Origin of the sequence: Vibrio harveyi NBRC 15634 = ATCC 14126 = KCTC 12724, assembly GCF_001591145.1 — a bacterium.
GTDB classification, from domain to species: Bacteria; Pseudomonadota; Gammaproteobacteria; order Enterobacterales; family Vibrionaceae; genus Vibrio; species Vibrio harveyi.
Genome location: NZ_BCUF01000035.1, coordinates 20,966 through 40,941, shown reverse-complemented (window position 1 = coordinate 40,941; position 19,976 = coordinate 20,966). Strand labels below are relative to the sequence as shown.

The window sequence follows — 19,976 nt, the reverse complement described above, 5'->3', positions numbered from 1 at the left end:
GAGGGAATCACAATGACGATGGACGTAGATATCATCAAAATGCGCGCCAATGGCGATTACCGCCTATCGAAAGTACGTGGCGAGTGCATGATCAGCGTACGCATTCCAGGTGGCATTATGCCTGCTTACCTGCTCGGCGCTGCGCAAGAGATCGCCGAAAAGTGGGGCAATGGTGTTATTCACCTCACCACGCGACAAAAACTGGCGATGCCCGGTATTCGCTATGAAGATATTCCAGAGGTCAACAAAGCGCTGGAGCCCTTCATCAAAGACATCACCGTCGATACGTGCGGCATTGATGTCGAAGACACACAAGCAGGTTATCAGTCGATTGGTGGGCGTAATATCGTCGCGTGTCAGGGCAGTCGAATCTGCCAGAAAGCCAATACCGATACCACTGGCTTAGCACAGCGAATGGAGCGTCACGTTTACCCAAGTAAATACCATTTAAAAATGGTCATGGCAGGCTGTCCGAACGATTGTGCCAAAGCCAATATGGCAGATTTCGGCATCTTCGGTATCGCCAAAATTAATTTCGAAAGTCATCGCTGTATTGGTTGTGGTGCTTGCGTCAAAGCTTGTGCGCACCACGCAGTAGATTGCTTGTCACTCAAAGACGGTAAAGCGGTGAAGGAAGAAAGCAAATGCATTGGCTGCGGCGAATGTGTGCTTGCTTGTCCGACACTGGCTTGGCGTCGAGATCCAAAACAATTCTATATGGTCAAACTGGGCGGTCGAACTTCGAAGAAGACCCCTCGCGTTGGCAAGATGTTCCTCAATTGGGTAACGGAAGACGTCCTACACCCTGTCATCGACAATCTGTTCGAATTTGAAAAAGAGATGTTGGGCGGTAAGCCGATTTACCTTCACATGGGACATCTGATCGATAAAGGCGGCTACTTGCGTTTTAGAGAGCGTGTCTTAGATGGCGTTAGCCTAAATCCAGAAGCCAAAGTCGCCGAACGTATGTATTGGGCAGAAGATGAATACGTAGCGAACATGCACGTGAAATAGGCATAATATGAACAAACTAGAAGAAATGTTTAGAGAGGCGTTAGCCCCGGCAGGTATTACCATTAACGGCTCGAATCCGTGGGATATCCAAGTATTTAACCCAAAAGTGTATGAGCTTGTGATGCAGTCAGGCTCCTTGGGTTTAGGGGAAGCGTACATGTCCAAGATGTGGGATTGCAGTCGCTTGGATCAGTTCTTTGAACGCGTACTTTTAAACGACATTGAAGGCAAACTGGGGCTGGCTGAAAAACTCAAGTTTGCCTCTTCCGCTGCGAAACTAAAATTGAAAAGCTGGGTTAACCCGCAGAGCATTGAGCGCTGTAAATTCGATGTACCGCACCATTATGACATCGGCAATAAGCTTTACCAAAAGATGCTCGATTCACGCATGACTTACACCTGCGGATACTGGAATCGAGCTTCGACACTGGATGAGGCGCAAGAGCACAAGATGGATTTGATTTGTCGCAAGCTCGATCTGCAACCAGGGATGCGTATTCTCGATATTGGCTGTGGTTGGGGAAGCTTTATGATTTACGCAGCGAAGAAGTATGGCGTTATCTGCGATGGTCTCACTCTATCCAAAGAACAGAAGAAGCTCGGCAGCAAACTGGCGATAGAAAATGGCGTAGTCGCGAACTTCATTTTGAAGGACTACCGCGAGTTCAAACCCACCGTACAATACGATCGCATCGTTTCTATCGGTATGATTGAACACGTGGGACCGAAGAACTACGCGGAATACTTCGAGTGCGCAGAGCGCTTCATGAAAGATGATGGCGTGTTCTTGCTACACACCATTGGTTCACACCACAGCACTACCGCATCGGACCCGTGGATCTCGAAATACATCTTTCCAAATGGTGTCATTCCATCGATGAAGAACCTCGCAGAGGCAATGGAAGATCGATTCAACATCGAAGATGTGCACAATTTCGGTGAAGACTACGACAAAACCCTGATGTGCTGGTTCTCCAACTTCCAACAATCGTGGAATCAAATCAAAGGCGATTACAGTGAAGATTTCTACCGCATGTGGAAATACTACTTACTCAGCTGTGCTGGCGCCTTTCGCTCACGAGATTTGAGCCTATGGCAACTCGCCCTAACTAAGATTGGTCGCCGTCGTCCACTGACCGTACGTTCCATGTAAGCAATCTGCCTCCAGATTGTGTTTTGAGCACCTTCGTTTGGCTCCAAGCCAGAATGGGCGGTTTCATTCTGGCTTTTTTTACAGTTCACTTCCACAGTCCGAAAAGTCCCATTTAGGGAGCTTTTATAGTGACTCTCCTCGCAAAAACTAATACTTAGTAACGTCTAGTGTTACTTTTAGTCTTGTGCGCTATGACTTGTTGAGCATTGATGGTGCCGTTCGCTCGACTCAGGCAATCTTCCTCTCAACCAAGGCTCATCCCAACAAACAAAACCAGAGCCAAGATACCATTTTGAGAGTCACCACTATGAAAGCCATCAAATCAATCATCATCGCACTACTGTTTACATCGACACTTCCTGGGTGCGTTTCAACGCCCGGTCACTATCGCTTGGCACCCAACGTTCGTCCTACTTTGATGAATGCCAATATCAACGTTCAACCACTGGTCAACACCGCAGTCTCCGTTGGCAAAGTCGTACTGCCTTATGCGATATCAGCGGGACACGCTTACGTTAATACGCCTTACTTCTTATTGCGATAAACCCGCCAAACTCATTCATTTCCCAAAAAACTAGCCAATTTCTTCGGCTAGTTTTCATTTATGTATCATAGAGATAAAAAATCATTACCTTATATATGGGTCATTTGGTGTTGTGAGAACAAATGAACCAGTGTATATTTATGGACCATTACAGTATATGACCCATTCAGACGAGGCAATTCGCGATCATGAACACCTTTCTCTATACGCGCCACTCACCAAAGAATCGAGCTTACCCCGAACAGCTTAACACTCTGCGAACTTTTGCCCCTAAAGCCGTTCACTTTGAAGACAAAGTACGTGGCTGCACACCACCAGCAGAACGACACGCTTTTCAGCAACTCATCAACACCGTTCAATCCGGTGACACTGTCGTACTTTGGTGGCTAACCGCGTTTGGGCGCGATTTCAACCAAGCATTAAACACAATACAAGCTCTACTTGATCAAGGCGTCACCCTAAAAACGATTTGTGAGCCGTTGACCTTTGAACCAGGTTCGGTACAAACACAAACCTTGATCTCACTGCTTTCTGGCTATGGGCAAGTCCAAACTCAACACCGTCTATTTGCCGCGGAACAAGGTCGCAAGGCGCTCAAAGACAATCCACAGATGTGGAAGCAGAAATTCCGAGGCCGTCCGGCAGATAAAGCAAAACATCAACACATCGCGACGCTATTGTTGGAAGGAAACACGCTCCAAAGTGTCGCAGAGCAATGTGATGTGAGCCTATCGACGGTAAAACGGGTGAAAGCCAAGCTGAATCAGTTCGATGAAGAAGGAAGCCTACGTCGCCGCGGTGATGGTGAAAAGTCATGACTCGAACATTCGAATTTAAAACCATCTTGCTAGCTTGTTTGATCATCAGCGTTGGTCAACTCAGCATGGGCTTGGTGTTTCCATCATTGCCTTGGATTGCGAAAGACTTTGATATCTCCCTCGACCAAGCTCAGCTATTGGTAAGTGTTTACTTACTTGGATTCGGTCCCTCTCAGTTTATCTACGGCCCAGTATCTGATGCACTAGGTCGTAAAAAAGTCCTACTGACCGGCTTGTTGATTGCTATGCTCGGCCTGTTGATGATCATCTTCTTCAGCACTACCTTCACTGGTATGGTGATGGGGCGTTTTCTGCAAGGTCTGGGAACAGGTTGTTGCGCCGTATTAGCTCGTGCATCCACCCGTGACCGCTTTAGTGGACCAGAGCTGCCTGTCGCCCTTTCCTACATCGCAATGGCTGCGTCTATCACACCATTAGTTGCCCCCGTTATTGGTGGCTTCATTAACGCCCACTTCGGCTGGACCATGGTGTTTATTTCACTGCTCGGTTACGTCTCACTAGCTTGGATTGTTATATTGGTGCGCTTTAAAGAGACCATCACACAAACCTCCCCACTGCCATCACCGAAAAAAATGCTGCTGCAATATCGTGATCTGTTGACTTCTCGTTACTTCATGAGTTTTGCCAGTATCGGTTGGCTTAACTTCAGCTTGATGATCACCACTGTTTCGGTAATGCCTTTTATCATGCAAAACCAAATTGGCATGACATCTGATCAATACGCGATGTGGGCACTGATTCCTGCATTTGGCATGATTTGCGGCACCAGTATTTGTAACCGTGTGCGCCCAATCATCGGCACGAAGAAGATGCTACTGGCGACGCCTATCCTGCACCTAAGCTCCGCAGTGTGGCTGTTCTTTTGCCCAGTCGAACCGCTATATTTGATGCTTGGTCAACTGCTGATGATCTTAGGCAATGCGATCGCTCTACCTTGTGCTCAAGCCATGGTTATGCAGCCATACAAGAAGCAAGCAGGAGCGGCGGCTGCCATGTCGGGCGGTGGTCAAATGGTGGTGTCATCCTTGGTCAGTATGGCGCTCGTGCAGCTCGGTTTGAGCCAAGCGTGGCACTTGTCGTTAGTGATTGTGGTATTCGCGACAATTACATTGACCAATATCTTGCGAGGCTTTGCAACTGAGCAGCCTTCAGAGCAATAGCAAGGATAGATAAACAAAAAGACAAGTTAATTTTGCTTAGCTTGTCTTTTTGTTTTTTAAAGCAGGAACAAATTAATCGTTATTTTTCTTTGCGTCTAAGATAGCTTGAATACGAGGATGCAGCTTATTACCGTGCTCATGTTCGTATTCTTCACGCTTTAAGTCCGTCATGCTTTTCACCGAGTGAGTCGGTAAAGCAATAGGTGCTGTCGTGAGCTTTCCTTTCTCAAGCAATTTCATCGCCTGACGGTAGTATTCACGGAATTTCTTTAAAATCAGATGCTCAGGCAGTCGACGTAGCTCGTAGAACTTGCTTTGCATTAACCACAATTCAATATCGTCATTTGGCGTACGTGCCACGACTCGGTTTAACGCATCCTCCAACTCAGATTCCGTTGGTAAATCTTTCAATACCACCAATTCACCCATAATTGGCGGCCATCGGTCCCCCGATTGAAGACGCTCGCGACAGTGCTGGATAATTCGCACTAGCTCTTTATCTGTAAGCGAATCCGCGAAATCTAAAAAGCGACCTGTTGGACGTTTACCGTAGCTTTGCACCCATGTTGATTCATAGATACTAAAGAGCGTACCAAACACCTCATTGCATCGATCGCTCGCTTCTTGAGTAACGACAAGCGCTTGCTCAGAAAACGTCGGCTGAGGTTCAGAGACAATGGGTTGCTCCCAGCTTGTGCTAGGTTCATTTTTCACAGTAAGAGATTGACTGGTAGATACTTTATCTTTGTTCAAGTGATCCACGTTAGCTTCAATACCAAGTTCACGAAGTCGACTTTCGAATGACGAAAAGTCCACTTTTTTTGGTTTTTTAGAATAGCTCATAGCTTCTATCTCTTTGGGTCCAATTAGAAGGATGGTTTCTTGCCTTGCTCTCTCAAAAATTGTCTAAATTCTTCAGAAGGGCTGACATGCTTATCTCGAGCACTGCTGTGCTGTTGATATCTCGCTTGTTTTTGGCGATCTTTTTCCATCCACTGCTTCTTCAAATTAATCGAATATCTTAACTTGTTGACGAATTGGGTAACAGGACCAATGAAGTTTGCCTGCGTTTTTTGGTACAACACAAACTCTTTCCAGAATACACGTAAATCCATATCTAAAGCAGAGTGGTGCAGCTCTCTTTCCGCCCAGTTTGGAATTGTGTTTTCATCGAGATCGTAGGAGTTGAGATAACCACTATTTGGACGACTGCTACTTTCAACGCTTCGATAACTATTTGGCGCTGCTGGTTCTTCGGCTTGGTGGTTACTGGTTAGTTTTTCTAAACGCCCAGTTCGTTTACTTTCTTCAAGCCAGTTTTCAAAATTGCGCTCCAACCTTGAAATGTTGACATTGCCCCGACCATTTTGGCGAATAAATTCACGCCAAACATCGTCTCTATAGCTTGCCGGAACCTTATAGAAATCACATGTTTTATTTGCCCATTGCGGCAAGCCAGCTCCTTCTAACGTCGTGATCGACGGTTTCTCTGTCATTGGCGCGGCTTGTTGTACCGATGGTTGAGGCGCAGATTGAGAATCGGAGTCTAATGTGAGCTGACATGAATGTCTCTCTACACTGCCTTCGCGTGTGGTTCGCCCCATCGCGAGCAAACCTTTTTGCGATAAAGCAAACAAGATGCTACTTAACTTGAACTCTTCGCACAGACACTCTTGTGTAATATCACGCAAGACAAACGATGCTTGTCCATCTGCGCTTGCGATGTCCGATAGTTTTAGAAGAACCAGCTTCTCTTCAGCACTAACGTTGTGTGCCTGCCAAGCTAAATAGGTGTGTTTATAACTCATGTAATACTCCCAAGTTGCCCGCAGATTTTACTAAGATGCTACAGAGAAGAAAACAGATAACTTTTACTCCATCACTTTCATTGATGGTAAATCACACGCTTTTCAACATTAGCTTGAGCAAATGCGCAACAATCCTAATTAATTATATACAATGCCGTCCGCGCTGTGTCTCTGTTGGGTAATGAGTTGGACAGTTTTATACTTGGAAAATCAAAATAAAACGCCCACTTAAACAAAGTAGGCGCTGTTATTTTCAAACCATGTTGGAGGTTTCAACTAAGAACTTTGCAGGCTTACCAAAATCACGCCAGCGGTGATCAAGCCAATCCCCATCCAGTTAACCATACTGAGCTTCTCTCCCAGCAAAACCACACTGAAGATCGCAACTAACACCACACTCAGCTTGTCGATAGGTGCAACTTGAGAAGCTTGCCCCAATGACATAGCGCGAAAGTAACACAGCCATGATGCGCCGGTTGCTAAGCCCGACAGCACCAAAAACACCATACCTTTGGTCGAGATCTCACCTATGGCACTGAATTGCTTAGTCGCGTAAGCAATCAAACCGACTAAAACAAGGATGACGCAGGTACGAATAAAGGTCGCCAAGTCTGAGTTGATATTGGCGACACCCAGTTTGGTCAATACTGCGGTCATCGCTGCGAACACAGCTGACATAAGCGCCCAAAATAACCAAGAAGTTTGTAGCATTGCCTTTCCCCATTCATCCCTAAAAGCAAAAAAGGCGTTGCAGAGTATACTACAACGCCATGTGTTCGAATCAGTGTCTCACCAGAGCTTAGAAGTCTGCCGTCATACCAACGTAGTAAGTACGTGGCGCTTCTACATAGCCGATGTTCTCTAGTTCTTTAGATACACGTTCGTCAGTCAGGTTAGTGATACCCGCACGAATACGCAGCGCATCGCTCACATGATAAACCGTGCCTAGATCCATTGTGGTGTAAGCATCTTGAGTTAACTCTGAATCAATCTTACGCTCACCACGGTAGCGCGCGCTAGCAAACAGGTTCAAATCTTGAGTTGGGTACCAGTTTAATCGTGCAAACGCAGAGTGCTTGTAACGCTCGTTCAACTCTTCACCTGTCGACTTATCTTCAGTATCCAGATAAGTGTAGTTACCTGACATCGCCCATTGCTCGGTAAACTGAATGCTACCGGTCAGCTCCACACCTTGAATTACCGCTTTTGATACGTTTTGGTAAGATTTGTACGGGTTAGACAACTCACGATCGATAGGGTCACCATTGTCATCGATACAGCTCATCACCGCACTCGACCATGTACCCACTTCACAGAAGATATCCATTTGTTCGATCAGGTTTTCGATTTCGTTACGGAATACCGCACCTTCTAGGTTCCAGTTACGACCGCTGTACAATGCCGAGAACTCATAGTTAACGCTGGTTTCTGCTTCCAGATCTTCGTTACCTACGATGTTACAGTTGCCCTTACAGCTGTTCATCGAGAAGTCTGGATGGTTTTGCGTCATGGTTGGTGCTTTAAACGCTTTACCCACACCACCTTTCAATACCAAATCATCCGTTGTTTGATGTACTAGGTACACACGCGGACTGAACTCTTCACCGTAGTGTTCGTGCTTATCCAAACGACCACCAATCGTTGCCGTCAACGTATCGGTCATTTCCCATTGGTCTTGAACGAATACGGCACCTTGGTATGCCTCTGCTTTGTTGCCCTTAATATGCTCAGGGTTCGTAAGTTGGCTAGTTTGGTAATCCACACCAAAGGTTACTGTGTGGCTTTCACCTAGATAAGTCGTTGCTGACGCCTCAAAGATTTGTGTCAGCTCTTCAATTGAATCAGCACCATCGTTTGCCGCTTCAATGTTCTCTACGTTTTCACGTGAGTAACGAACTTGCGTATCACCCCAAGACCAAAACCCAGTGTGCGATAACGCTTGGCTATTACGTTTAACGCGAGATTCAGAGTAAAGCACAGTCGTTGCACTTTCAGCCGCCGTATCACGTTCATCATCGCTGTAACCAAGATCTAAATCGATGAATTGGTTATCAGCCAAATGCCAAGAAAGTGTACCGAACATCGCTAAACTGTCACGACCTTCAAGAGCAGTAATTTCTGAACGGTCGTAATCTTGACCTTTCACGCTCTTAATTCCTGTGTACGGCTGCCATGCATTGCGGCTAGTTTGAGAAACCGAAAAACGAGCAAATAGTGTGTCGTCAATCAGAGCGCCAGATGTAGTCAAACCTACGGTGTATTCTTGACCGCCATTGCCATCATTCGGCGATGTGTTATCTAGGCTAAGCTGTGAGCTCCAATCGTTGTCTGGCGACTTGGTGATAATGTTAATCGTACCGCCCATGCCGTCTGAACCATAAAGCGCCGACATAGGACCACGGATGATCTCTACTCGCTCAATTGAATCCATTGGGATCGCAGAAAGATCAAAGTCGTTACCACGTACAATCGCACTTGCTGAACTCATGCGACGACCATTTACCATGATCAATGTGTACTTAGAATCCATACCACGGATAGAAATTTGCTGACGACCGGCACGTGTGCTGTCGAAGTCTGACTCCACGCTGGTTGCATTAGACACGATGTCTGCCAGCGTGATGCCCGGATCGTTTTCGATATCTTCAGCGGTGATCACCGACATAGAAGCTGGTGCGTCTTTCAGCTCCATCTGGGTACGAGTTGCTGTTACAACAAGCTGCTCATCAGCTTCGATTGGCGTTGTATCAGCAAAGACAGAAAAAGAAGTACATAGCGCACCGATCACCACTGCTAATGGTTTTGGCGCAAACGGAGTCGTCTTCGACATGGTAAAAACCTATAAACTTTAATGGAACTTATAATGATAATGGTTCGCATTAAATAGCCTTTATTTAACGAAGACAAGCAACCGAGCATTTGCCGAAGTTATTACGATTATGTCAAATGTGAATAATGAATTCCTTTACCATTCACTCTCAGTTGAGCCATATATTTCTTTAAATAATGACTTAACCCAATTACACATCGGGTCGTTATGATAGCGCTTATGCCAATACAAATAGACCGATTCACTGTCCATTCGAATCGCTTTCGGTACGGTTTTAGTAATCAATTTTCTGCCCTGACAAGCGTCTTCCGCAAAGGGCGTTGGCAAGTGAAAAATCACATCTGTTTGTTCTGCGATCGCTGGTGCAGCATTGAAGTTTGAAAGCTGGACAGGAATCGATAATTGACGCTTTTTATCCACCACACCAAGCTCAACAAAACGGTGATAAATCGACAGTGTTTTGCCTCCTTGAAGTGAGATTTGACCGAAATTGCAATCGAGCAGCATCTCTACCGTCAGCTCTTCAACATGCGCAAGCGGATGGGTTTCGCTCATCAGGAATCGGTAGTCGCGATTGGCAATTTTCATGCGGTACAAATTCTGCTCAGAGCTAGGCGGCTCGGCGGTTGAGAGCACAAAATGTACATCCCCTGCAATCAGTGCATCGAAATGGCGCTTCGGGATGGAGTCGATATCGACAATCATGTTCGGCGCTTCTTCACGGATACGCGAAACAATCGGTGGCAGTAAGAAAATTACCTGTGGAACCAAGCCGTAAAAACGGATCGTCCCGTTACTCTTTTCAGGTACAAATGACTGACCGTACATCAGCTTTTCTAGCCCGGTTAGAACGGTGTTCAAATCTTGCTTGATCACTTCGGCTTTTGGGGTCAATTCGTAGCCGTGTGCAGTACGTACTAACAGCTCATCGTTGAACAAGTTTCTGAGTTTTTGTAAAGAGCGGCTCACCGATGGTTGGCTCATATTGAGCGATACCGCTGTGTTGGAAACATGCTTCTCTTCAAGTAGGTGTTTGAGAATAAACAATAAGTTCAAGTCGACTTGAGCTAAATTCATTTTTTGAATACTCACTATTCCGCTAATTCTGTTGCTGCATATAGACTATCTGCTAATGTGTCTGCAATCAATAATCATTCTTATTTGATTTTAATCAAATTAGTTATACCGCTTTACGACTAATCTCGCGCTCTATTTTTTAAAGCACTATTTGTTTTTTAAGGCACTAATGCGAGATTGCATCGCACCTTTTGGAAATCATTATGTTGGGTAAAACTTCTCTTCGCGTAGCAACGGGAGCTTTGCTGCTTGCATTGGCTCCTATCGGGGCAATGGCTAAAACCTACCAACACAGCTTGGGCACAGTAGACATTGATGGCGTTCCACAACGCGTCGTTGTTCTAGGCTACGGCAGTTTAGACTACATTGATGCTTTGGGTGTAACACCTGTCGGCATGCCAAAAACACTGTTGCCAAAATCACTAGAAAAATTCCAAATCGACTCGTTTGTGAATACGGGTAGCGTAAAAGAAGTGAACTTCGAGACGCTGTTTATGCTCAAGCCAGACCTGATCATCGCAGAAGGTCGCATGGCAGATATCTATAAAGATCTGAGCGACATCGCGCCAACTTACATGTTCCGTATCGACACCACCGACTACTGGAAAACAACCCAAGAACACTGGCGCACGCTGGGTGACATCTTCGACAAAGAAGAACAAGCTGAGCAGTTAATCGAAGACGTTCAAGAGCAAATCGACCATCTTCACGCAAAAGTAGAAGAACAACCACGACGCGCACTGACGGTCTCAAACAGTGGTAACAGCTTGGCAATGTTTGGCACCAACAGCCGTTTCTCATTCGTGTATGAAGAAGCAGGCTTCGCGACTTCGACTTCTGAGAACGTGAAATCTGTACCACGCACTCACGGCAACTTGATTTCATTCGAATACATCGCTGATGCCCAACCTGAAGTACTGCTTATCCTTGACCGCGAACAAGCCATCGGTCAGAGCAGTGGTAAAGCAAAACAGTTGTTCGACAACGATCTCGTGAAGTCGACACCAGCGGCGAAAAACAACCGCGTGCTGTTTATGGACCCAGCAGCTTGGTACTTAACCGCAGGTGGCTACCAATCGACGCAAACCATGATTAAAGAGCTGAACCAAGTCATTGCTAACTGACAGTTTCGGTTCCTGCTCACTCTAAAAGATGACCTTTCCCGCTTCACGGTGCGAAAGGTCATTGTTGTTTTTATCACCCTATAAATACACCATGAAATTACATCATATCTTGGCTTTTTTATTGCTCGTCGTACTCGCCTGCGCCTCTTTGTTGGTTGGGGTGGCGAACGTTTCACTCTCGCAGATTTTGGCTGGTGACAGCCACAGTTTGAACATCTTGCTGGTTAGTCGCTTACCCCGCTTGCTTGCCATCGTCTTAGCCGGAGCAGGCTTGAGTATCGCTGGTTTGATCATGCAGCAGATCGTGCAAAACCGCTTTGCAGCCCCATCCACCACGGGCACCGTCGATTGGGCGATGTTCGGCTACATCGTCGCGCTGATTCTGTTTGCAGACATGAGCAGTTGGGTTCACCTGGTCACCATCTTCGCGTTTTCTGTGATTGGTACGGTGATCTTCGTGCGCTTCTTGCAACGTTTGAAGTTTAAGAACACCGTACTCGTCCCGCTGATCGGCATCATGTATGGCAACGTGGTGTCATCCATGACCACCTTTATTGCCTACAAGTACGACCTAGTGCAGACTCTTGGTTCTTGGACTGTGGCTAACTTCGCCTCGGTATTGCGTGGTAACTACGAATTCTTATATCTCGCTCTTCCGGTCTCGGTTCTGGCTTACGCTTACGCTAACCGCTTTAGCGCGGCAAGTGTGGGTGAAAGCTTTGCTAAGAACATTGGTTTGAACTACCAACGCATTGTTTTGGTCGGTGTCATCCTTGTGGCTGTGCTGTCGTCATCGGTGGTGATGATCGTCGGTATGATTCCGTTTCTTGGGCTTATCGTGCCAAACCTTGTGTCACTGTTCATTGGTGACAACATGCGTCGTAACTTGCCTTGGACCGCATACGCAGGTGTGATTTTGGTGCTTACTTGCGACATCCTCGGTCGCCTCATCATCTTCCCTTACGAGATTCCAATTTCGATGATCATCAGCATCTTGGGTGGCTCAATCTTCATTTACCTAGTTCTGAGAGACAAATCGAATGCGTGATTCTATGAAAGTAACGCTGCTGGCAATCGCGGCGGTTTTGATTTGTGCGGTGTTCATCGGCAAGGGCTTAACGCCAGATAACTACCAGTTCTTCTTGTCACGCCGCATCCCGAAAGTACTGGCGATTGTCTTGGCAGCAATGGCGATTGCGTCTTCGTCATTGATTTTCCAGACCATCACCAACAACCGAATCCTCACCCCTTCGATTCTGGGTTTCGATTCCATGTACGTGATGATTCAAGTGCTGCTTGTGGTGATGTTTGGGGGCTTGAGTGCTTTGGTCATCAACAGCAAACTCAACTTCGTGTTGTCGACTGGCATCATGATTGTGTGTGCGATGACTTTGTTCAGCTTCTACTTTCGTGGTCGTCAGCGCAATATCTTCACCCTTTTGTTGATTGGTATCGTGTTGAGTAGCTTGTTCAACAGTGTCACTGGTTTCTTCACCATGATCACCGACCCAGATGAGTTCACCTTCATCCAAAGTTCGATGTTCGCGAGCTTCAACAACATCAACAGTGAATTGGTGTACTGGTGTGTGGTTCCGATGCTGCTGTGTGGCGCGTACCTAATGCGTATTGCCCACAAATTAGACGTAATGTGGCTTGGTGTCGATAACGCGAAAAGCCTAGGTGTGGATACCCACAAACTGACCATGCAAGTCATGTTCATCATCACTTTGATGGTGTCTATCTCGACCGCATTGATTGGTCCAATCTTGTTCTTTGGCTTGATTGTCGTGGCTCTGACTCGCCAAACCTTCACTGGTTACCAACATCGCTTATTGATTGTAGCGAGCTCAGTCTTGTCGGTTGTGCTGCTGTCAGGCGGTCAATGGGTGGTTGAAAACCTGTTTGATTTCGACACCACCATCAGCGTTATTATCAACTTTATCGGCGGCGGCTACTTCTTGCTTCTGCTTATGAAAAACAAATTCGATTAAGGGTTTATCACATGATCCGTATTCAAGGTCTTAGCAAAAAATACAACGAAAAATACGTGGTAAAAAACGCCGATGCCCTTTTTCCACTTGGTAAAGTAACCAGCATTATTGGTCCTAACGGTGCGGGTAAAAGTACCCTGCTATCTATGGCGAGCCGACTAACAGAAAGCGATGCTGGTAGCGTCGTGATTGGTGATAAGCCGCTTGACCAATGGAACACCGAAGACTTAGCAAAGCGCCTATCAGTGCTGCGCCAATCAAACAACATCAACATGCGCTTTACGGTGCGTGACTTGGTGGCGTTTGGTCGCTTCCCGTACTCGCAAGGTCGTCTGACAGAAGAAGATCACCGCATCATTGATGAATCAATGCAACATCTGGAAATCGACCATTTGAAAGATCGCTTTATCGACCAACTGTCGGGCGGGCAACGTCAAATGGCATTTATTGCTATGGTGGTGGCACAAGATACCGACTACATCTTCTTGGATGAGCCGCTGAATAACCTCGACATTAAACACTCCGTCGACATCATGAGTACGCTACGTAAGCTTGCGGAAATGAAGGACAAAGCTGTAGTAATCGTAATTCACGACATCAACTTTGCGTCTTGTTACTCTGACCACATTGTGGCGATGAAGCTCGGGGAAGTCATTAAAGCGGGCTTAGTTGAAGAAGTGATTGATGCCGAAGTGCTGAGCGATATTTATGAGATTCCATTTATCGTGCAAGAGATTAACGGCAACCGTATTTCGTTGTACTACCGACGTTAACGTAACCAATTTGATTTCAAAGGCAGCCTCGTGTCGCCTTTTTTAATTTTGGTCAATGAAGAAGCATTAAACGCGGAAAAGCGGTGTGTCTCGGCAGCAATAATGATACTGTACTGAACAGTTTTATTTAGGCTGATTTAGTTATGCGCGCATCTACTGAAAAGAAAAGAACTCGAATCATCGAAGTCGCGACCGAACTGTTTATTGAACAGGGTTACAAGGACACGTCACTCGATCAAATCGTTTCAATTTGTGGAGGTTCAAAACAGACCCTGTATCGTTACTTTTCCAATAAAGAAGGGTTGTTTGTTGAAGTGCTCGCGCATAACACCAAGGTCAGCCTAGAATCCGTTTTCCAACTTGCCGATAAACAGAATGAACCACTAAGAGAAACCTTAGAAGACTTCGCTAAAAAGTATCTACGTGGCATTTGCTCTAACCCAATCTTATCGCTTTATCGCATCGTGTCTGCTGATTTTAATAAACACGACTCGGTTCCAAATCAGTTTTGGCAAACCGGACCGCAGCGTATTCACCAATACTTAATTGAGTTTCTAAAAACCGACACCATCAGCCAGCAACTTAACATCGATGATGCCGATTTAGCCTGCGGGCAGCTACTCGCGCTGATCAAAATGGATTACCAGAACATGGCACTGATGGGCTTTGATTTCTTAAGCGATGAAGAATTGGATTCGCACACACAAAAAGCGGTGACGGCGTTCCTTAAACTTTATCAGCGCTAAGAACCTCAAAACTAAAAAACAAAGGGAGCACATTGGCTCCCTTTGTTCTTTTACGGCTTAGTTACCGAGTTGTTTGGCTGGCTATTTGTTCTGTTTACCTAACCTCAGTGCGCTTCTTGTTTTGCGGCTAGCTTCTTACCAATCAACAAGATTGGCGCAAGCGCAAAAATAGACACAATAAACATCACCAACGAATTACTCAGCGCCAATGTCGTTGCTTGCTCCTTCACAACGGCACTAATCTGGCTCATGCCGAGCGCCGGATTAGGTAAGCGACCATGAGTTAGAATCGCGCCGCTCAACGCCTGCTCGTAAGCTACGAATACGTGATTAGAACCATCCAGAGTACGACCGATTTCGCCCGATGCTTGCGCGCTGTGGTTTTGAATCACACGAGAGAAAAACGCTCCGCCAATCACCCCGCCCATGGTTCGGAACAGATAGAAGTTAGCAATGCCTTCTAAGCGCTGCCCTACTTGGAAATACATCAACACCGCAATCGTCACCGACACGTTCAACAAGCCAACACCAAAACCGCGCAGCAGCATTGGGATGGGTAGTGACTCTGTACCAACAAAGCTTGGTAATTGGCTGAACTCATGCACCGACAGTAGAATCATCAGCACGCCAAAAGGCACCACAGCATCCGCCAGCGGACGGCGGAAGTAATACACCAATACACTTACCAGCATGCCGACCAACATGGCGTAAAACGATGGCAACTGCGCATAGCCCGCATTGAGGCTGTTATAGTGCATCGCCATTTTTAGGAAGTTAGCAAACAGCACCGTACTTGCCATCACGGCAAAGCCTGCAAGAAAGGCGTTGTACATAAACACGTTAGTCTTTAACTTGCCGTGCAATTGCATCGACGCAGTATCCAAATGGCGCGTTTTCACCAACTGATACACCACCAACAAAACCAGTGCTGCAGCGACAGAAGAAACCTGTACAAACCAGTCTGAATCCAACCAGTTGTAGTAGCTGCCGCGCATGAGTAGGAACACCACCAAACTCATCGTTAGCGCGAGTACGAAGTAAACTGAAGCTGATGATTTTGGCTTAGCTTCAATCTCAATCGCCTGAGGTTTGTATACACCGATCATTACTAGAGCTGAAAAGTACAACCAAGCCGAGGCAACATTCAGAAACGACCAATCAAACTCTTCAACAATCTCAGCCACCAACCACGGGTAAGCGCCCATTGGTAACAGTGTTGAGAAGATCAGTGTCAGCGCAATAATCGCAGGCAACCAACGCTGCTCAAAAGTATTGAGTAGATAAAGGTTCACCACCACCAATAACATGCTCATGAAAAAGCCGCTTACTAACCAAGTCAGTGTGAACAACAACGCATGCTGACCAGTCCAATAGAGCGCAAGGTTTGTTCCCAAACCCACCAGCAATGAAGAGTGCAATGGCAATGACGTACCAAGCTTACGCACCATGATTGGGGTAAACATAAACCCTAATACTTGAGTGATCATAAAGCCGATTTTCACTAACTCGACTTCATCTGCGGACAAACCGGATGTGGCTGCCATCTCGTGGGACAACTCGGTAAACATCACCGAATTGATTCCAAAAGCCGCAATGGCGAACAGCGCAAAAATCAGCAATGGTGAACGTGTTTTCATGGCGATTAACCTTGAGTTGCGGTCTCAATCGACACTTCAGCCGATAAGCCAGGGTAGATGCGCTGTTTCAGCTCTTGTGGAATATCCAACTCGATACGCACTGGCACACGCTGAACTACTTTCACGAAATTACCAGTCGCATTTTGCGGTGGCAGTAAACTAAACTGCGCGCCTGTTGCTGGGGTTATGGAAGTTACACGACCATGCAATGGATGATCAGGGAACATGTCTAACACCACTTCCACGTCTTGCCCTTGTTCAACGTTTTCCAATTGAGTCTCTTTGAAGTTTGCCTCAATCCACACGTAATCCGGTACCATCACAATCAACCCCATGCCCGGTTGAACAAACTTACCCGCTTGCACTTGTCTGTCTGCCACATAGCCATCAAAAGGCGCTCGAACGATGGTTCGCTCAAGGGCGATATTCACTAGTCTCAAGTTCGCTTCGGCTTGTTTGCGTTGCGCGGTTAGCTGCATCTTTTCTGTCACGAGCGCGTCAAGCTGCTTTTGTTCAGCGGCTAGCGCTAGCTTGGCAGTTTCAAGGTTGCTGTTCGCTTCAATAGAACGCGTTCTTTGCGCTTCAAATTGGTTTTTACTCACCGACTGCTTTTGTACCAAACGAGACAGACGTTTGAACTCCGCCGCTTGATGTTCCGCGTTTGCACTTGCACTGTGAATGCCCTGCTTCGCCTGCTCGATCTTTACCAACTGCATCTCAGTTTTGGTTTGGTTTGCGGTCAGCGCTGCTTTTGCGACATCTAACGCCGACTTCGCAATTTCTTGATTGGCAATGAAATCTTCATCATCAATCGAAAACAGTGGCGCACCTTTGCTTACCCACTGGTTATCTTCGACAAAAAGTTGGCTTACCTGCCCACCGACTTCCGGAGAAATCGCCGTCACATCCGAGTGAACATAAGCGTTATCGGTAGTCACCGTATTAGGTTGGTATAACGCACAACCTGCAGCGAACAACGAACCAATAACAAGCGACAACGCAATGACTTTCTTCTTCATTTTTGAAACCCAACTTAATGATTTTCACAAACTGTACTGTACCGTACAGTTTTAGTAAAGATACATTTGATCATTTATAAAGAAGAAAGATCCATCCCACTGATTTTTATTGATCTTATTTGGTGCCCACTTTTGAATGAAAGGGAGAGAATTGAAGTTCGTATATTGAGAAAAACAAAAAAGGCGACACTGAGGTCGCCTTTTGATTATGAAAAAAAGCTTCGAGATTGAAGCCAGTGAATCACGCTTATTGCTGCGCTACCTTCACTTGTGGTTTCGTTGAACCGGTGTAATCAAAGTCGAACGTGATGCCATCTTTGGTTACATCCACCGCCATACCACCAACAAGTTGACCTTGAAGGCTCATCATCAGATCTTCTGGAACTGGTTCGCCAGAAACTTCAGATGCCGTTTCCATCACTTCCAATACACGCTCTGAATCCAGAGTGAAGCTCAATAGACCATTCGCTGTTAGCGATTGTGCCATCACCTTGTCACTTGCAGATGCTGCTGCATCACCGCTGTAAAGCGTCAAGTGACTGTCATTCAGACGAGCAAACACATCAATTGGCTTGCCAGCGTACGGTTCTAACAAACCACCAATATTCACAGGTTGGTTATCCGGTTCGATTTGGATTTGAGCAAGTTCAGGCACAAACATCTGCGCGGTTTGCAGCAACATGTTTGGATCGTCCGCAGAGATCGAGAAGATTGCGTCTAGCTGACCAAGCTCAGGACCGTATTGACCGCTCATGTCTACATCAAGACCGAACATTTCCATGCTCAAGCCTTTCAGACCATTCGCCATACCTGCACCCATGCTGATTGCTGGAGCTGGATTTTGACCACGCATATCTTGCTGTGCTTTGGTTAAAATTGAACATTGGTATTGAGGCGTAGTTAGATCGGTCCAGATCTTACCAATTGCTGGTGCAAGCGTAGCAACATCCAAGCCCAGCGCTACACTGAACATACTCTTCTCACCGTTTGATTCCGCGAGTACGCCACGCATTGATTGCAGTGCTTCCAAAATCACTTGGTTTTTCGATTCAACGACTAAGCTACCATTAATGCGCGCCTTGCTGTCTTGGACTGAGTATTCACCAAATACCACCATTTGCGGCCAGTTTTCTGCGATCTGAGTAAACTCGGTATGACACGCTGGCGTGCGAAGTTCATCCAACATTGGATCAGAACCCGCCGTATTTAGTTGGCGAGCAAGGCGGTTACCATCCGTCGTAGTGAAACCTTTGATGATTTCACGGAAATCAACCAAGCCAAACGAGTTGTTGTTCGCACCATATTTCGTTTTCAGCGCTTCCAAGCGACCAGAATCCGCAATGTTGTTCTTTGGCGATTCTAGACCAAATGCCATCTTAAGCGGGTTCTCAGCACCTAGCTCAGGAATATCCAACGTCACCGTCAGCACGTTGTTCACTACGCCCACAGCAAGACCAACACCCATTTGCGGATCTTGTGAGTCTGTTAGCTCATAGCGACGGAACTCAACCGTATCCAATTTCACGCTCTCGTGTTGAATGCCGGCTAATTTTTCTTGCTCATCTAAGCTTTTCCATAGTGATGCAGGAGTCTCAAGCTGCATCTTATAAACTGGAACAAAACCAAGCGTATAGATAATTGGGCTTACCATATCGCCAGTACCTAGGAAAGATTTGAGACTTTCAGGTGAAGAAGATGCCGCAACATAAGCATCGAAGAAGTTAACCGCAAACTCGAGACCTGGAGTCAACTCTTCTTCTACGAACAGATCAGCAAGAGGCGGCTGTTGTGTTCCACCGAAAGCAGTCATGTATTCGTAATGATTGAATGGTTCTGTTTGGTAAGTCAGAACAAGTGTATCTGCCGGAACTTGCGTAAGTAGCGAGTTTGAAGATTCACCTTGGGCAAGGTTGCTTTGGTACACATAAGCGGCACCACCAACTGCTGCGACCACTGCAGTAGCTAATAATAATTTTTTCACGACCAACTCCGTTGTCTTGGTTATATTTCCCCAAACCAACTAGCTGGTTTGAGAGAGCATTAAGCCTTCAATGAACGCTTTAACAAGATGAAAAATTTCAGTTTTTGTTTCAGGCGTTTATTCGCGTGCAACGCCATCATAAACACCCAACCAGACTTATCAATTTCCCAAATGCTAAATTACTAAAATATCCAACATTTATAAGATAAAACGTGAAGTGAGTTAAATTGCTCAATCATACTATTGGTAATTTACTCAATCGAAAGGATAAGCTCCCCTT

18 protein-coding genes are annotated in these 19,976 nt (G+C 46.2%); 10 read left to right on the top strand and 8 right to left on the bottom strand.

All coding sequences use genetic code 11. The annotated features are described in order from the left end of the window. The first annotated feature begins 12 nt into the window (after positions 1-12). From asrC to VHA02S_RS17425, 5 genes are all read left to right on the top strand, one after another. Positions 13-1,014, top strand: a complete 1,002-nt coding sequence (gene asrC, locus VHA02S_RS26255; RefSeq protein ID WP_005449588.1) for a sulfite reductase subunit C — start codon at positions 13-15, stop codon at positions 1,012-1,014. Positions 1,015-1,021: 7 nt separating this feature from the next. After that, on the top strand, positions 1,022-2,167 hold the full coding sequence (gene cfa / locus VHA02S_RS17440) for a cyclopropane fatty acyl phospholipid synthase (protein ID WP_038898030.1): 1,146 nt from the start codon (positions 1,022-1,024) through the stop codon (positions 2,165-2,167). 307 nt (positions 2,168-2,474) lie between these two features. Further along, entirely contained in the window at positions 2,475-2,711 is a 237-nt protein-coding gene (locus VHA02S_RS17435) for a hypothetical protein (RefSeq protein WP_009702792.1), read from the top strand. Positions 2,712-2,899: 188 nt separating this feature from the next. Then, positions 2,900-3,529 (top strand): recombinase family protein, encoded by a 630-nt coding sequence (locus VHA02S_RS17430; RefSeq protein ID WP_038898031.1) that lies wholly within the window; start codon positions 2,900-2,902, stop codon positions 3,527-3,529. Beyond that, complete coding sequence (locus tag VHA02S_RS17425; protein WP_038898033.1) at positions 3,526-4,710, top strand: multidrug effflux MFS transporter; 1,185 nt, start codon at positions 3,526-3,528, stop codon at positions 4,708-4,710. The genes VHA02S_RS17430 and VHA02S_RS17425 overlap by 4 nt, the downstream gene beginning before the upstream one ends. Positions 4,711-4,782: 72 nt before the next feature. Here the strand turns inward: VHA02S_RS17425 and VHA02S_RS17420 are convergent, their stop codons facing one another. From VHA02S_RS17420 to VHA02S_RS17400, 5 genes are all read right to left on the bottom strand, one after another. Next, positions 4,783-5,553 (bottom strand): YfdX family protein, encoded by a 771-nt coding sequence (locus VHA02S_RS17420; protein WP_017818245.1) that lies wholly within the window; start codon positions 5,551-5,553, stop codon positions 4,783-4,785. Positions 5,554-5,576: 23 nt separating this feature from the next. Continuing rightward, positions 5,577-6,518, bottom strand: a complete 942-nt coding sequence (locus VHA02S_RS17415) for a hypothetical protein (protein WP_005449608.1) — start codon at positions 6,516-6,518, stop codon at positions 5,577-5,579. A gap of 276 nt (positions 6,519-6,794) precedes the next feature. Next, on the bottom strand, positions 6,795-7,229 hold the full coding sequence (locus VHA02S_RS17410; protein ID WP_005449610.1) for an EamA family transporter: 435 nt from the start codon (positions 7,227-7,229) through the stop codon (positions 6,795-6,797). 88 nt (positions 7,230-7,317) lie between these two features. Beyond that, entirely contained in the window at positions 7,318-9,348 is a 2,031-nt protein-coding gene (locus VHA02S_RS17405) for a TonB-dependent receptor domain-containing protein (RefSeq protein ID WP_038898034.1), read from the bottom strand. Positions 9,349-9,483: 135 nt separating this feature from the next. Next, positions 9,484-10,425 (bottom strand): LysR family transcriptional regulator, encoded by a 942-nt coding sequence (locus VHA02S_RS17400; protein WP_005429183.1) that lies wholly within the window; start codon positions 10,423-10,425, stop codon positions 9,484-9,486. A 203-nt stretch (positions 10,426-10,628) separates the two neighbouring features. Here VHA02S_RS17400 and VHA02S_RS17395 point away from each other — a divergent pair, with 203 nt between their 5' ends. The 5 genes from VHA02S_RS17395 (at position 10,629) to VHA02S_RS17375 (ending at position 15,059) form a co-directional block, all read left to right on the top strand. Next, positions 10,629-11,549: a siderophore ABC transporter substrate-binding protein gene (locus VHA02S_RS17395; protein ID WP_038898035.1), complete on the top strand. Its 921-nt coding sequence runs from the start codon at positions 10,629-10,631 to the stop codon at positions 11,547-11,549. Positions 11,550-11,640: 91 nt separating this feature from the next. Next, positions 11,641-12,597, top strand: coding sequence for an ABC transporter permease (locus VHA02S_RS17390; protein ID WP_017189870.1), 957 nt, complete (start codon positions 11,641-11,643; stop codon positions 12,595-12,597). After that, positions 12,590-13,540 (top strand): iron chelate uptake ABC transporter family permease subunit, encoded by a 951-nt coding sequence (locus VHA02S_RS17385; RefSeq protein WP_038898036.1) that lies wholly within the window; start codon positions 12,590-12,592, stop codon positions 13,538-13,540. Before VHA02S_RS17390 ends, VHA02S_RS17385 begins: the two co-directional genes overlap by 8 nt. 11 nt (positions 13,541-13,551) lie before the next feature. Further along, positions 13,552-14,313 (top strand): iron ABC transporter ATP-binding protein, encoded by a 762-nt coding sequence (locus VHA02S_RS17380; protein ID WP_038898037.1) that lies wholly within the window; start codon positions 13,552-13,554, stop codon positions 14,311-14,313. A gap of 143 nt (positions 14,314-14,456) precedes the next feature. Further along, positions 14,457-15,059, top strand: a complete 603-nt coding sequence (locus VHA02S_RS17375) for a TetR/AcrR family transcriptional regulator (protein ID WP_038898038.1) — start codon at positions 14,457-14,459, stop codon at positions 15,057-15,059. A 104-nt stretch (positions 15,060-15,163) separates the two neighbouring features. Here VHA02S_RS17375 and VHA02S_RS17370 read toward each other — a convergent pair whose 3' ends face one another. From VHA02S_RS17370 to VHA02S_RS17360, 3 genes are all read right to left on the bottom strand, one after another. Beyond that, positions 15,164-16,696, bottom strand: coding sequence for an MFS transporter (locus VHA02S_RS17370; protein WP_038898039.1), 1,533 nt, complete (start codon positions 16,694-16,696; stop codon positions 15,164-15,166). A gap of 5 nt (positions 16,697-16,701) precedes the next feature. Then, positions 16,702-17,715, bottom strand: a complete 1,014-nt coding sequence (locus VHA02S_RS17365; protein WP_038898040.1) for an HlyD family secretion protein — start codon at positions 17,713-17,715, stop codon at positions 16,702-16,704. A gap of 247 nt (positions 17,716-17,962) precedes the next feature. Continuing rightward, the gene (locus tag VHA02S_RS17360) at positions 17,963-19,696 is read right to left on the bottom strand and encodes a hypothetical protein (RefSeq protein WP_038898042.1); all 1,734 of its coding nucleotides are present in this window, start codon (positions 19,694-19,696) and stop codon (positions 17,963-17,965) included. Positions 19,697-19,976 lie beyond the last annotated feature (280 nt).